The organism is Chryseobacterium sp. TB1-D10 (assembly GCF_059803555.1).
On record NZ_JAPFHB010000001.1, the window covers coordinates 222,123 to 236,124 of the forward strand.

Here is a 14,002-nt window from a genome sequence, read left to right on the forward strand (position 1 = left end):
AATTCGATTCTCTCAAATTTTAAAACCAGCCTAATTGCTTGGAAAACCACCCTTTTTGGCTCATCGGCGAGCCTTTTTGGTTCAAAATAGATTTCCAGATTTAAGTTTTAACTCTATTTTTGCAAAAATATCTCAAGTTTGAAACTCCTGAACAAATTTTTATCCTTCCTAAAGATCGTTTTCCCATCCACCAAAACCGAAGGTTTTATCTTTCTGTTTTTCGTGATTGCATACGGCGCAAATGCGTGGTTCATTGCTGAAAATTTCAGTATTATCTATGATGACAGAATTCCGTGGGACGGCTATTTTAGTTTTGATAACAGAGCGATTGTGCAGACTGGCGGTGGTTTTGAGCGGCATCCACTTTCAAACTATTTCTTTGATGTGATTCGGGATCTTGCAATGTGGATTTCAGGAAACCATTATAATTCAACTTTCAGATTGGTTTTGGCATTGCTTTCTACTTCAATTATCAGTTTAGCCAATATTCAGATTTTCAAATATCTTAATAATATCATTCAACTTCCGCTGAAAATCAGTTTATTAATTCTCTTTTTTTACGGTTTGTTTGTGACCAATATTCTGTTGAGTTTCACACCGGAAACTTACACGTACACTTTGCTTTTCTTATCGATATTCAATTATTATTCAGCGAAGAAAATCAATGAAGAGAAACCTGTTTCATTTGCAGCTACGATCTTTGGTTCGGTTTTTATCGGCGGTTTGACAATCACGAATATTGTCAAAGTCTACATTCCGTTTTTGTTTGAGAATAAAATCTTCTGGAACTGGAAGAAGATCGGAGTTGCGGTTTCGAAAATTGCTGTTTCTGCTGGCGTTTTTATCTTTTTATTTTTATTAAGACTTGATTTTAACATTCAGAATTTTTTTACCAAAACCGAAGAGCAATACGACAAATTCTCAAAACCTAAACTGACGCCGCTTTGGGATATGATCTGTTCCTGGTTTTTCGGCGGCAATATTCTGTTTTCCAATTATGAAATCAGAGATTATCACAACAAGGACAAAACCTTCTATTACAAAGCTTTGTTTATGGATGTTTATTCATCTGTCGTTCCTTATATTTTCATAGGAATTATACTATTAATGGTCATTTGGAGCCTTTTCAGGAACTTCATAAACAAGCTTGTCTGGATTTTGGTAATTTCATTTTTGGTTGATATTATGATCCATTGTGTTCTGAAATTCGGGCTTCACACGTCGTACATTTACGGTGGACATTTTGTTTTCGTTTATCCTTTGCTGATTGGCTGGCTGTTTTTCAGTCTTAAAGAAAGTAAATTACCATTGACATTTTTGTACGGAATATTGCTAATTCTGACAGTTTATCTTGGGTTCAATAATTTTTATCGATTGACGGAGTTTTATCAATTTCTGGAAACTTACTACAAATAAAAAATGCCTTCAATATCTGAAGGCATTTTTCTATTATTTAATTTTAATTTATTTCGCTTCTACGCAGAATACAGCGTAAGGAATGACAGTTGCCGTTGGATAGACTCTTTTGATATTACGAAGATCATCAGAAGCGCTTTGTTTGGAAAAATAACTTCCAGCCAAAATCTTGTAATTTGGTCTGAGTGAAGCATCTTTCTCAACTTTCAGATTTCTGAAGTTATTTCTGAATTCCGAACTGATTCTAGTAGCCTCCTCATTACTTTTGACCACAACAACCTGGATTTTGAAACCCATTATTTTAGGGTTTTTCCTGCAGATCTCAGCATTTGTAAGCTCTCTATTGGCAACTAAAATTTTTGGAGGTGTTTTCACAGGATTGTCAGAAAACCGGTTGCAATTGCCTTTCACCTTTTCCAAAGCATCATTTATACGTTCATCTAGAGAGAAGGAAAGCTCAGTTCCGGAGATGGTGTCTTTCTTCACAATGTACTGAGCATCAATTTGGTAAAAAGAAAACACGGTAACGAGTATGAAAAGCTTAAGCAGATTGTTCATTTAATATTTATTTTCAGCAAATTTAAAATAAATTGAATGAAACGCAAACCTGGTTATTTAGAACTGTTACAAATTAATTAGAATTGAGAAAAACCATACGATAAGGTCTTCTTAATTTTTGTTAAAGTACTATTTTTGCGGAATTGAATGTAACAGTCAATAGAATTTACTAACCCAAGATTATATAAATGATTAGTTGGAGAAAGCATTACAAAAAGGGTCTGATAGCAATTAGTTTATTGTTGTCAACCGGCGCTTCCGTTTATGCACAAGGCGATCCGAAAAAAGGACAGGAGCTTTTCAAAGCGAACTGTACAGCTTGTCACGCTTTGGACAAAAAAGTTGTAGGGCCTGCACTTGGCGGTGTTGTTGAGAAAGTCAAAAAAGATGGTCAGGATGTTGACTGGCTTCATAAGTGGATCACGAATAATGAGAAACTGAGAGCGTCAGGCGATGCATACGCAAACAAGATCTATGAAGAAAATGGAAAAGTTGCGATGCAGGTATTCGAAGGGAAACTTTCTGATCAGGATATCGATGATATCTTGGAATACACGACTAATCCGCCGAAAGAAGAGCCGGCAGCTGACGACAAATCGGCAGCAGGTGCTGTTGACAGTACAGCAGCTATCGAAGCTCAAAAAGCACAACAGCTTAATTCTAAAATCGTGATCGCAGCATTGATTGCTATTGCAGGTTTATTATTCTGGTTGTTGATCAAAATTCGTCAATTAGTTAAATTACAGCAGACCCCGGAATTATCAGATCTTAATTCTACAAGAGTCGTTTCTTATTCGGCGATGTATGAGAAATACAGCTACGTAGGAAAAGGACTTATTGGTTTGTTGGCTTTATTCGCAGTTTATGGCGTTTGGAACTGGTTGATGTGGATTGGTGTTTACAAAGGATACGCTCCTGAGCAGCCAATTTATTTCTCTCACAAAATCCACGCAGGCGAAAATAAAATCGACTGTCAGCTGTGTCACTCAAGTGCAAAATACGGTAAAGTCTCTGAGATTCCTTCTCTTAACGTTTGTATGAACTGTCACCGTTCTATTTCCGAGTACAAAGGAAAATATCTTGAGCCAGGAAAAGACAGAGAGTTCTACACAGGTGAGATTCAAAAAATATATCAACACGTAGGTTGGGATGCTGACAAACAGGCTTACACAGGTAAAACAGAACCTGTTGAGTGGACAAGAATCCACAATATGCCGGATTTTGTTTACTTCAATCACGCTCAGCACGTTGTTGCAGGAGAGCAGGCAATCATCACTGGATTCAACGCCAAGCAGAAAGATGCAGCCAACAAAATTGATGTCGTATGTAAAGCTTGTCACGGAAAAATTGATACAATGAACGTCGTTCAGATGGCAAACAACTTCACAATGGGTTGGTGTATAGAATGTCACAGAACTACAGAAGTAGATATGAACAACGGTTACAATAAAGAGTACTTCAAAAATCTGCACGATAAGTTGAAAAAACAATATGGTGAAGGATCCAAAATCACTGTAGATGCAATTGGAGGTCTTGAGTGTGGTAAATGTCATTATTAATAATATAAATTAGAAGTATAAATGGCTTCAAATAAAATACAATTCAGAAGTATTCACGAACTAAAAGATCCAAGCCTTAACGGGAAATTGGCGCTGAAAGAGTTTCAGAATGAAATTCCGGTAGATGAATTCTTGGGAGATGCTGATAATAATTCAGGGACTTCTCGTAGAGATTTTCTTAAATTATTAGGTTTCTCTACGGCTGCCGTTACATTGGCAGCTTGTGAAGCACCGGTTATCAAAACGATTCCTTATGTGGTAAAGCCACATGACATCATTCCGGGGATTCCAAATTATTTTGCCTCTTCATATTTCGATGGCTACGATTTCTCAAGTGTTTTAGTAAAAACGAGAGAAGGGCGGCCAATCAAAATTGAACCAAATCCTGTTGCGGGTTCTCTGGGAACTACCAACGCGAGAGCACAGGCAAGTGTACTTTCTCTTTATGATAATGATAAAGTGAAAATGCCTGCTCTGAATGGAGATGAGCAAACCGATTTTAATAAAGTTGATGATTTTATACTGAAAGGTTTAGCAGAATCTCAGGCAAGCGGTAAGAAGATTGTGGTTTTGTCCCACTCTTATCCAAGTCCAACTTTCAAGAAATTGTTTGGAGACTTTAAAACTAAATATCCTTCTGCAGAACTTATCACTTACGATGCAATTCCTTACGCTGCAGCACTAGACGCAGCTCAGGAAGTTTTCGGCCAGAGAGCTTTGCCGGTTTATGATCTCAGCAAATCTCAGTTAGTGGTTTCTTTCAACGCAGATTTCTTAGGAGATTACAACGCATCCAGCTTAGAAGTTTCTTATGCTGCGGCAAGAAAACCAGGACCGGAAATGTTGAGACACATTCAGGTGGAGTCTAATTTAAGTTTGACAGGCGCTAATGCCGATTCAAGATTTAGATTAAAGCCAAGTGCTGTTTTCAAAACTTTGGTGGAAGTTTATAACGGACTGAACGGCGGAACTGCTGACAAAGCGGCTTCTGAAATCGTAAAAGAACTTCAGGCAAAAGGCAGCAACGCTGTTGTATTGGCTGATGGTTCAAAAGCGGCTTACGTTTTAGCTCATTTAATTAATCAAAAATTAGGATCTACAGCTTTTACAGGTAAAGCTAATTTCCTTAAAGAATACGACAACGCTAGATTCAACGAATTTTTATCTTGGTTGAATGGCGGTCAGGTAGGTGTTCTCATCACCAATAATATCAACCCAATCTATTCTCACGCAAAAGGAGAATCTCTTAAAGCTGCGATTTCTAAAGTTCCTTATTCTGTAGCTATTACAGATAAGAAAAATGAAATGTACAAAGCTGCAAAAGCTGTGATTCCTTTCGCACATTGGTTGGAGTCCTGGGGAGATATCACGCCGGAAACTGGTGCATACTCATTGATGCAGCCAACGATCCAAAAGATCTACAAATCAAGACAATTAGAGGAATCTCTTTTGGTTTGGATAAATGGCAAAAACAGTCCTGCTAACAATTATTACGATTATCTTAAAGCAAATGCTTTAACGCTGAATGAAGGGAAATCTTTCAATAAGACCCTTTATAACGGATTTTCAACTGGCGGTCTTTCAACTGGATTGACTTACGCAGGCGGAAACGCAGCTCAGGCTGTTGCTGAATTATCAGCTTTCAAACCTGCTCAATTAGAATTACAACTTTATACCAAACCAGCAATTGGTGACGGAACACAGTCCAATAACCCTTGGTTGATGGAGCTTCCGGATCCAATTTCAAGATTGTCTTGGGATAATTATTTGACAATTTCTCCGAAAGATGCAGAAGCTATGGGTCTTGAAAATAGCCTTAATGCAAGAATGCAGCTGGACGGAGATTTGGTTAACCTGACTGTAAATGGTGTGACATTGAAAGATGTTCCTGTTTTCATTCAGCCTGGACAAGCGGAAGGATCTTTGGGTCTGGCTTTGGGTTATGGTAAAAAAGATTCAGGTAAAGTTGCTAATACGGGTATTAATGCTTATCCAATTTTTGATGGTTACAACACAGTTCTTACTAATGTAAAAATTGAGAAAACCGGAGAAGACTACGAGTTTGCAGGAATGCAGCTTCAAAATACATTGATGGGACGTTACGAGATTGCTAAAGAAGTTTCTTTAGATGATTTCATCAACAAACCTGTAGACGAATGGAATAAGCCTTTGGCAATGCACACGATTGGAGGTGAACTTCCAATAGGGAAAGTTGACCTTTGGGATTCTTATGATGATACAGATGGTCCTCACTTCAATTTGTCAGTAGATCTTAACTCTTGTACTGGTTGTGGTGCTTGTGTCGTAGCTTGTCAGGCAGAAAACAACGTTGCTGTTGTAGGTAAAGAAGAGATCAGAATGTCGAGAGATATGTATTGGTTAAGAATCGACCGTTACTACTCTGCAATCGAGAAAATCGAAACTAAAGAGCAGATCGACAGAGGTCTAAATGCCGCTCAACTTTATGGTGGCCCTTTCACAGAAGGTATTTTGAACCATCCGGCAGATAATCCTGATGTGATCTTCCAACCGGTAATGTGTCAGCACTGTAACCACGCACCTTGTGAGACTGTTTGTCCTGTTGCTGCAACATCGCACGGAAAACAGGGTCAAAACCAAATGGCTTACAACAGATGTATTGGTACAAGATATTGTGCAAATAACTGTCCTTATAAAGTGAGAAGATTCAACTGGTTCAATTACGCATTGAATGACAAGTTTGACTTCAATATGAATAATGACCTTGGAAGAATGGTTCTTAATCCTGATGTTGTTACAAGAACAAGAGGGGTGATGGAGAAATGTTCTATGTGTATCCAAATGACTCAGACTACAATTCTTGAAGCTAAAAAAGACGGTAGAAGAATTGCAGACGGAGAATTCCAGACGGCTTGTTCCAAAGCTTGTTCTACAGGATCTCTTAAATTTGGAGATATGAATGACGTAGCTTCCGAAGTTAGAAGTCTATTCAACGGGAATAGAAAATATGTATTGCTGGAGGAGATTGGTACAAAACCAAACGTTTTCTATCATACAAAAATCAGAAACAGAAAAGAAAGTTTAAATAATAAATAGGTAAAAAATGTCAGGACATTACGAAGCTCCGATAAGGGAACCTTTAATTATTGGTCACAAGACTTATCACGATATCACAGAGGATATCGCAAGACCTATCGAAGAACGCGCAGGGAAATTATGGTGGGCATCATTGTATGCCGCTTTAATTCTGTTTGTTTACGGATTTGGTTGTATTGCATACACCATCGGAACAGGTATCGGTGCCTGGGGACTAAACAGAACCATTAACTGGGGTTGGGATATTACCAATTTCGTTTGGTGGGTAGGTATCGGTCACGCAGGAACATTGATCTCTGCCGTACTATTATTATTCAGACAAAGATGGAGAATGTCCGTTAACCGTTCTGCAGAAGCAATGACGATCTTCGCAGTTTGCCAGGCGGCTATCTTCCCGGTGATTCACATGGGTAGAGTTTGGGTTGGATATTGGGTTTTCCCTTTGCCAAACCAATTTGGTTCTCTTTGGGTTAATTTCAACTCACCATTGCTTTGGGACGTATTTGCGATTTCTACTTATTTCTCTGTATCAGTGGTATTCTGGTTTATGGGATTGATTCCTGACTTTGCAATGATCCGAGATAGAGCGAAAACGCCTTTTAATAAAAAGATTTATACAATCCTTGCCTTCGGCTGGGGTGGAAAAGCAAAACACTGGCAGAGATTCGAAGAGTTATCTTTGGTTTTAGCAGGTTTGGCAACACCACTTGTATTCTCGGTACACACCACGGTATCATTTGACTTTGCTACATCGGTGATCAAAGGTTGGCACTCAACCATATATCCACCATATTTCGTAGCAGGAGCTATCTTCTCAGGATTTGCGATGGTACAGACATTACTGTTAGTTGCTAGAAAAGTTTGTCACCTAGAAGACTATATCACTTTGTACCATATCGAAATTATGAACATCGTAATCGTAGTAACAGGTGGAATGGTAACTGTTGCTTATGCCACTGAATATTTTATCGGTTGGTATTCCGGATCAAGATTTGAAGATTTTACATATCTATCTCCAGGAGCAGCAACTGGTCCTTACTGGTGGGCATTCTGGGCATTGATTATCTGTAATCTTGTAGTGCCTGCAGCATTCTGGTTCAAAAAAGTTAGAACGAATATATTCTGGACATTTGTAATTGCATTGATCATTAATATCGGAATGTGGTTTGAGCGTTTTGATATTATCGTTATCAACTTGTCAAGAGATTATTTACCATCATCTTGGACAATGTTTAAACCAACAATTATTGACGTTGGAGTATATCTTGGAACGATTGGTTTCTTCTCAGTATTATTCTTATTGTATGCAAGAACATTCCCTGTCATTGCACAAGCAGAATTGAAAAGTATTTTGAAAATTTCCGGTGAAACTTATAAAGCAAAAGAAGGAGATGAGCACCACTAAAATTATATATGGACTTTACGGCGACGACGATGATTTGATGCACGGCGTGAAAGCCTTTACGGATAAAGGAATCAGTATAAACGAAGTGTATACACCGTTTCCTGTTCACGGACTAGACAAAGCACTTGGACTGAAGAAAACCAGAATCTCGGACGCTGCATTTATTTATGCTTGTTACGGTATTACGATTGGTATTACCTTGACTGCTTGGATTATGAACCACGACTGGCCACAAAATATTGGTGGGAAACCATCATTTGACTGGTTGCATAATTTTCCTGCGTTCATTGATCCAATGTTTGAATTAATGGTTTTCTGTGCAGCTCACCTGATGTCTCTTACTTTTCTTGTAAGAAATAAAATGTATCCTGGTGCAAAACCTCAGAATCCGGATCCAAGAACTACAGATGACAAATTTATGATAGAGTTTGTTTCTGACGATGTTGAAACGATAAAACAACTGTTGATAGATACAGGTGTTGAAGAAATAACAGTTAAAGATGCTTAAGATGAAGAATAGTATATTAAAAATTACGGCAATCTTTGGTTTAACTACTGTTTTACTGAATTCTTGCGGTGGACCTAAAGATAACCCGCCTTTGGTATATTTTCCGGATATGTATTTTCCTGTGGCTTATGATCCTTTGATGAAGGCTAAGGATGCTTATTCCGATCACGAAAATGAAATTCCTGCATTTGTTTCCAGAAATGGGGCAACAGGGCTTTCTCCTGTAGAAGGTACTGTACCACAAAACAGAGACGGAGTCATAAGTGAGGAGACATTACCAAAAAATGTAGACGAATACAATGCTGGCTATGATGCTGCAAAACTAATAACTACTTCGCCTCTGAAACCTGAAAATCTTGAAAAGGATTTGGCGAGAGGAAAGATCTTATTTGATCATACTTGTTCTGCTTGTCACGGAACTGCTGGAGACGGGCAAGGACCAATTGTGAAAAGCGGTGCCTATGCAGGTGTTCCAAATTACGCAGATAGAGACATTACGATAGGTTCTGTACATTATGTTTTGACTAATGGTAGAAACGCGATGGGTTCTTATGCAGGACAACTTAACGTAGGAGATAGATGGAGAGTAGCTTTGTATGTTTATAATACCTTCAAAGCACCGACAGCAGGAACTGCTGCTCCAGCTCCGGTAGCAACTGCGACACCAGCTGCTAACGCTACGACTGAAAAAACTTCTACTGCAACTGCACCGGAAGCTAAAACCAATGCTAAATAAAAAAAGAAAAAAATGTATAGTTTTTCACCTAAATTAAAATTGTATTCTATCATACTCATTGTTGTAGGAGTTGTTTTATTCGGGATTGGTTATGCTCTTAACCATGGATTGGATGATGCTACAATTTCTCATTGGATGGAGTCTGTTCATTCAAAAGGTCACGAGGCTCCTTCTCATTCCAGTGAATTAGTAGGACCACAGGATCACGGTGCTCATCTGGAGCATGCAAAACATCAGATCCACAATCAGCCTTTGGCAGCAATTCATACATTTGCCGTATTCTTTTTTGGAATTAGCTGTTGTGCATTGTTCTTCTACAGTATTCAGCACGCTGCTCACGCAGGTTGGTCTATTATTGTAACAAGAGTGATGGAAGCTGTTGCGTCTTTCATACCGTATGGAGGAGCACTTTTAATTATTCTTACGATTCTTAATATCACCGGAGTTGGACATATATTCCACTGGATGGATCCCGAACTTACAGATCCAAATTCACCGGAATTTGATGTTATTTTATATGAAAAATCAAGATTTCTTAATATCCCTTTCTATTTTATCAGAACTTTGATCTATACTTTAGGAGCATCATTCTTTGTTTGGAAACTTAAAAGCCTTTCCAAAAAAGTAGATGAAAACAAAGGAGACAGAAAAATCTATGCTAGCCTTTACAGCTGGAACGTAGGTTACATCGCATTCTTCGGATTTGCATCTGCTGCATGGGCTTGGGATTGGTTGATGTCTATAGATCCACATTGGTATTCTACACTTTACATATGGTATTCTATGGTTAGCTGTTTATCAACTGCAGTTGCCTGTATCATTTTGGTAAGTGTTTATATTAAGAAAAAAGGTGTTTATCCTCAATTTAATAACAATCATCTTCATGATTTGGGTAAATTCCTTTTTGCAACAAGCTTGCTATGGAGTTATCTGTGGTTCTGTCAATTTATGTTATATTGGTATGCTAACGTACCGGAAGAGATTAATTATTTCTTTGGTAGATTTGAATACTATAAACCAGTTTTCTTACCAATGCTTGTTATCAACTTCTTAGTGCCGCTATTGGTTTTAGTGAGCAGCAGCATCAAGAGAAATTATAAAGTGGTGACATTTATGGCTTGCCTGGTTATCTTTGGTCACGCTGTAGATTATTTCAATATGGTAATGCCTGGGACAGTAGGTCCTTACTGGAACAATCTTCCAATGGCATTGTTGGTATTAGGTTCATTTATTTTTGTAGTTGGTCTATTTGTTTTTGCTGTAATGACAGCATTATCCAAACTAAAATTGATGCCGACAGGAAATCCGTTCTTCCACGAATCAGAGATTTACGAATATCCATTCTAATTCATTTTAGAACAATCAGTATAAACCCAGCAGAGATGTTGGGTTTTTTTATTAATTTTAAGGAAACATAAAAAAACAAATGATTCATAAACTTCCAATAGAAAATATTCTCTTTATCGATATTGAAACCGTTCCACAAATTGACTCTTGGAATAGTTTAGATCCAAATACACAATATCTCTGGGATAAGAAAACCAAACCTCAAAGAAAAGAAGAAATAGAAGCTTCGGATTTCTACGAACAGCGAGCTGGAATAATGGCAGAATTTGGAATGATCATTTGCATATCGATTGGGATGATTGATACGAATTCCGGAAAACTAAAGATCAAAACATTCTCTGGAGAAGAGAAAAACTTACTAATTGAATTTTGTGAATTATTTAATTCTCCCAGGATGAACAATGTGATTCTTTGCGCACATAATGGTAAAGAATTCGATTTTCCATACATAGCCAGAAGACTTTTGGTCCACGGCATTCAACCGCCAACACCATTTCAAATGTTTGGAAAGAAACCTTGGGAAATTCCTCACATCGATACAATGGAGCTTTGGAAATTCGGAGATTGGAAAAGTTATGTTTCGCTGGAATTACTGGCTCACATCTTCGGAATTCCAACACCAAAAGATGATATCGATGGAAGTATGGTTGCCGATATATACTACAAAGACCGTGATATAGACAGAATCATTCATTATTGTGAAAAAGATGTCTTAACTTTGGCAAACATTTTCCGGCGTATGCGTCAGGAAGATTTATTAAAAAGATTAGATTAAAATGAAACTTACAGACGATCAAATTGCAGATATAGGCGAAGAAATAATTAAGGAACTGAAATCCGTTTATGACCCGGAAATCCCCGTTGATATTTATGAACTGGGACTGGTTTACGACGTTCAGATCTCAGAAGAAGCAGACGTTTTGGTTACAATGACATTGACATCTCCTAATTGTCCGGTTGCAGAAACATTACCTGTAGAAGTTGAGGATAAAGTACGGGGTGTAGAAGGCGTAAAATCTGCTAAAATAGAATTGACCTTTGAACCGACCTGGACCAAAGAAATGATGAGTGAAGAAGCCAAGTTTGAGCTTGGTATGTTATAAAAATAAATCCTGCAATTTGCAGGATTTTTTCATTTCAAAAATGAATTATGATTTTTTTCAAAGCCAATCGTCGTAGATTCTCCGTGCCCGCTGAAAACTTTCGTGCTTTCCGGAAGCGTTAGTAATTTAGTTTTGATACTTGTGATCAATTGGTCATAATCGCCTTTGTAAAGGTCTGTTCTGCCGATGCTCATCATAAAAAGTGCGTCGCCGGAAATCACAAATTCATTCTCCGAATTATAAAAAGCAACACTTCCCGGCGAATGTCCCGGAATATCAAAAATCTGAAAAATGTCAGAACCTAATTTTAAATTGTCGCCTTCTTCTATATTTTGAATTTCGCCTTTAAAAGCTGGGAAAAAGAAACCATAATTCTTTGCCGTGAAAGGTGCTTTTTCCAGGATCTCGATTTCATTAAGATGAACCAAAACCGGAACTTGGAACGTATCATAAGCCCATTGCAAACCAATTATATGATCGATATGGGCGTGAGTCAGTAAAATATTTTGAATTTTAAGCTCATTGGATTTTATAAAATCTGCCAGAACTTTTGTCTCAGCATCCGGCATATTTCCGGGATCGATAAGAAAAGTTTCCTTTTCATCGTTATAAATGAGGTACGTATTTTCGGAAAAGGGATTGAAGGTGAAGGATTCTACGTGTAACATTTTTTTAATTTAACTGTAAAAATATAAAACATTAACTTAGCGATATGAAGTTAACCAGACTATTTTTTCTTTTTTTAAGTACAATTTCTTTTGCTCAGGAAATCAGAAGTGTACAGGTTTTCAATCCCAAAACCAATGATGAAACGGCTGTTATAGCTCAGGGTCAACAATTAATTTTAAGATTTGATGATCTTTCCAACTCCAGCCAGCTCTACCGCTATACCTACAAACATTACAACAGAAACTGGGAAGAGGACGGACTTTTTTTCACAGAATATGCCAATGGAAGTATGAATGCTTTGATCGATCAGTTCCAATATTCTTTCAACACTTATCAGAAATACACGCATTACGAGTTGGTTTTTCCGAACGAAAAAATTCAGCCAAAAATTTCAGGGAACTATGAGATCATTGTTTATAAAGACTCTCAGGACAAGCCATTGTTCAAAAAGAGGTTTTCAATTTATGAAGACGGCGCCAATCTCGGAATTAATGTAACCAGATTCATCGATGCAAAAAATCCAAATGCGAAACAACGTCTTGAAATTCAGGCTACAGGAAATGGTTCGGGAATCACCAATAATCTGTCATCATTATCATTAAGTGTCATTCAAAATAACAATTGGGGAATTTCTTTGACCAATATCCGTCCAAGTTCGACTTTAGGGAATCAATTGTTGTTTCAACAGCTTGGACTCGCCTTTCCAGGGAATAATGAGTTTTATTACTTTGATAATAAAGTGATGAATCAGGCTTTGGATATGGTTGCGAATACGGAAAATATTGATGGTAAAAACTACACTTATCTGCATCCGGTTTGGGCCTATCCGGGAGATTATCAGTACCAGCCAGATGTGAATGGCGCTTTCTATTTCAGAAGAAATGACCTTGGAATAGAAAGAGATGCTGACAGAGAAGGCGATTATTCTTGGGTATTTTTTGCACTTGACAGTCAAAAATCAGATAAAGAATTTTATGTTTTGGGAATGTTCAACGATTATAAAGCGGATGCAAAAAGCCAAATGTTTTACGATGAAAAAGCGCAGAAGTACATCGCTAAAATCTATCTGAAGCAGGGATTTTACAGTTACATTCTCGCTACAAAAGGTTCTGACGGAAAACTTAATTACGGCGAAATCAATGGAAACTTCTGGCAGACAGAAAATCTTTATCAAGCTTTTTTATATTACACACCATTTGGAAGAAACTTCGATGGGTTGATTGGGTATGGAGAATTTAGAACACCTGTGAGATAATTTTGTATTAAAATCGCAACCGTTTTAAGTCGTTTGGAATAATTTTCGCTATGCCAACCATAAAACATTCTTATGGATCTCAGTTTTGAAAACAACAAATCCGGAAACGGTGGTTACATCACTTTAAAAGATGGAATAGAAGATGTCGGAAGGTTGACTTATACAATCGTTCCCGAACTCAAAAAATTAATTGTCAGCTACGTGATGGTTTTCCCAAAATTTGAAGGACAAGGTCTCGGAAAAAAATTGGTAGAAAAATCAGTAGAATTTGCCAGAAAAAATGGCTGGAAAATAAAAGCACATTGCTCTTATGCTCACGCAGTTCTTAGTAGAAAGGATGATGTTGAAGATATTTTGGTTTCTTAAAACTG

General features: G+C 37.6%; 13 protein-coding genes. 11 read left to right on the top strand and 2 right to left on the bottom strand.

The window, feature by feature from the left end; all coding sequences use genetic code 11:
• Nucleotides 1-138 precede the first annotated feature (138 nt).
• Complete coding sequence (locus OPU68_RS01020; protein WP_498472092.1) at nucleotides 139-1,416, top strand: DUF6080 domain-containing protein; 1,278 nt, start codon at nucleotides 139-141, stop codon at nucleotides 1,414-1,416.
• Nucleotides 1,417-1,464: 48 nt separating this feature from the next.
• On the opposite strand, the gene OPU68_RS01025 is transcribed toward OPU68_RS01020, so the two are convergent.
• Nucleotides 1,465-1,974 carry an SPOR domain-containing protein gene (locus OPU68_RS01025; protein ID WP_498472093.1) on the bottom strand — a complete coding sequence of 170 codons (510 nt, stop codon included), beginning with the start codon at nucleotides 1,972-1,974 and terminating at the stop codon, nucleotides 1,465-1,467.
• Nucleotides 1,975-2,162: 188 nt separating this feature from the next.
• On the opposite strand from OPU68_RS01025, the gene OPU68_RS01030 reads away from it, so the two are divergent.
• The 8 genes from OPU68_RS01030 to OPU68_RS01065 all read left to right on the top strand — a co-directional run bounded on the left by OPU68_RS01030 (nucleotide 2,163) and on the right by OPU68_RS01065 (nucleotide 11,707).
• Nucleotides 2,163-3,533: a c-type cytochrome gene (locus OPU68_RS01030; protein ID WP_498472094.1), complete on the top strand. Its 1,371-nt coding sequence runs from the start codon at nucleotides 2,163-2,165 to the stop codon at nucleotides 3,531-3,533.
• Nucleotides 3,534-3,554: 21 nt separating this feature from the next.
• Nucleotides 3,555-6,608 carry a TAT-variant-translocated molybdopterin oxidoreductase gene (locus OPU68_RS01035; protein ID WP_498472096.1) on the top strand — a complete coding sequence of 1,018 codons (3,054 nt, stop codon included), beginning with the start codon at nucleotides 3,555-3,557 and terminating at the stop codon, nucleotides 6,606-6,608.
• A 7-nt stretch (nucleotides 6,609-6,615) separates the two neighbouring features.
• Complete coding sequence (gene nrfD / locus OPU68_RS01040; protein ID WP_498472098.1) at nucleotides 6,616-8,013, top strand: NrfD/PsrC family molybdoenzyme membrane anchor subunit; 1,398 nt, start codon at nucleotides 6,616-6,618, stop codon at nucleotides 8,011-8,013.
• Nucleotides 8,000-8,521, top strand: coding sequence for a DUF3341 domain-containing protein (locus OPU68_RS01045; RefSeq protein ID WP_498472099.1), 522 nt, complete (start codon nucleotides 8,000-8,002; stop codon nucleotides 8,519-8,521). Before nrfD ends, OPU68_RS01045 begins: the two co-directional genes overlap by 14 nt.
• The gene (locus OPU68_RS01050) at nucleotides 8,514-9,257 is read left to right on the top strand and encodes a c-type cytochrome (RefSeq protein ID WP_498472100.1); all 744 of its coding nucleotides are present in this window, start codon (nucleotides 8,514-8,516) and stop codon (nucleotides 9,255-9,257) included. The genes OPU68_RS01045 and OPU68_RS01050 overlap by 8 nt, the downstream gene beginning before the upstream one ends.
• Before the next feature lie 12 nt (nucleotides 9,258-9,269).
• Nucleotides 9,270-10,604, top strand: a complete 1,335-nt coding sequence (locus OPU68_RS01055; protein WP_498472101.1) for a quinol:cytochrome C oxidoreductase — start codon at nucleotides 9,270-9,272, stop codon at nucleotides 10,602-10,604.
• A gap of 79 nt (nucleotides 10,605-10,683) precedes the next feature.
• Nucleotides 10,684-11,379: a 3'-5' exonuclease gene (locus tag OPU68_RS01060; protein ID WP_498472102.1), complete on the top strand. Its 696-nt coding sequence runs from the start codon at nucleotides 10,684-10,686 to the stop codon at nucleotides 11,377-11,379.
• A gap of 1 nt (nucleotide 11,380) precedes the next feature.
• On the top strand, nucleotides 11,381-11,707 hold the full coding sequence (locus OPU68_RS01065) for an SUF system Fe-S cluster assembly protein (RefSeq protein WP_498472103.1): 327 nt from the start codon (nucleotides 11,381-11,383) through the stop codon (nucleotides 11,705-11,707).
• Nucleotides 11,708-11,736: 29 nt separating this feature from the next.
• Here OPU68_RS01065 and OPU68_RS01070 read toward each other — a convergent pair whose 3' ends face one another.
• Entirely contained in the window at nucleotides 11,737-12,375 is a 639-nt protein-coding gene (locus tag OPU68_RS01070) for an MBL fold metallo-hydrolase (RefSeq protein WP_498472104.1), read from the bottom strand.
• A gap of 44 nt (nucleotides 12,376-12,419) precedes the next feature.
• On the opposite strand from OPU68_RS01070, the gene OPU68_RS01075 reads away from it, so the two are divergent.
• Nucleotides 12,420-13,631 carry a type IX secretion system plug protein gene (locus OPU68_RS01075; RefSeq protein ID WP_498472105.1) on the top strand — a complete coding sequence of 404 codons (1,212 nt, stop codon included), beginning with the start codon at nucleotides 12,420-12,422 and terminating at the stop codon, nucleotides 13,629-13,631.
• A gap of 72 nt (nucleotides 13,632-13,703) precedes the next feature.
• Nucleotides 13,704-13,997: a GNAT family N-acetyltransferase gene (locus tag OPU68_RS01080; RefSeq protein ID WP_498472106.1), complete on the top strand. Its 294-nt coding sequence runs from the start codon at nucleotides 13,704-13,706 to the stop codon at nucleotides 13,995-13,997.
• Nucleotides 13,998-14,002: the final 5 nt, after the last annotated feature.

Coding starts and splice junctions, on each gene's coding strand:
- OPU68_RS01025 (WP_498472093.1), bottom strand. CDS start 1,974: ATGAACAATCTGCTTAAGCTTTTCATACTCGTTACCGTGTTTTCTTTT.
- OPU68_RS01030 (WP_498472094.1), top strand. CDS start 2,163: ATGATTAGTTGGAGAAAGCATTACAAAAAGGGTCTGATAGCAATTAGT.
- OPU68_RS01035 (WP_498472096.1), top strand. CDS start 3,555: ATGGCTTCAAATAAAATACAATTCAGAAGTATTCACGAACTAAAAGAT.
- nrfD (WP_498472098.1), top strand. CDS start 6,616: ATGTCAGGACATTACGAAGCTCCGATAAGGGAACCTTTAATTATTGGT.
- OPU68_RS01045 (WP_498472099.1), top strand. CDS start 8,000: ATGAGCACCACTAAAATTATATATGGACTTTACGGCGACGACGATGAT.
- OPU68_RS01050 (WP_498472100.1), top strand. CDS start 8,514: ATGCTTAAGATGAAGAATAGTATATTAAAAATTACGGCAATCTTTGGT.
- OPU68_RS01055 (WP_498472101.1), top strand. CDS start 9,270: ATGTATAGTTTTTCACCTAAATTAAAATTGTATTCTATCATACTCATT.
- OPU68_RS01060 (WP_498472102.1), top strand. CDS start 10,684: ATGATTCATAAACTTCCAATAGAAAATATTCTCTTTATCGATATTGAA.
- OPU68_RS01065 (WP_498472103.1), top strand. CDS start 11,381: ATGAAACTTACAGACGATCAAATTGCAGATATAGGCGAAGAAATAATT.
- OPU68_RS01070 (WP_498472104.1), bottom strand. CDS start 12,375: ATGTTACACGTAGAATCCTTCACCTTCAATCCCTTTTCCGAAAATACG.
- OPU68_RS01075 (WP_498472105.1), top strand. CDS start 12,420: ATGAAGTTAACCAGACTATTTTTTCTTTTTTTAAGTACAATTTCTTTT.
- OPU68_RS01080 (WP_498472106.1), top strand. CDS start 13,704: ATGGATCTCAGTTTTGAAAACAACAAATCCGGAAACGGTGGTTACATC.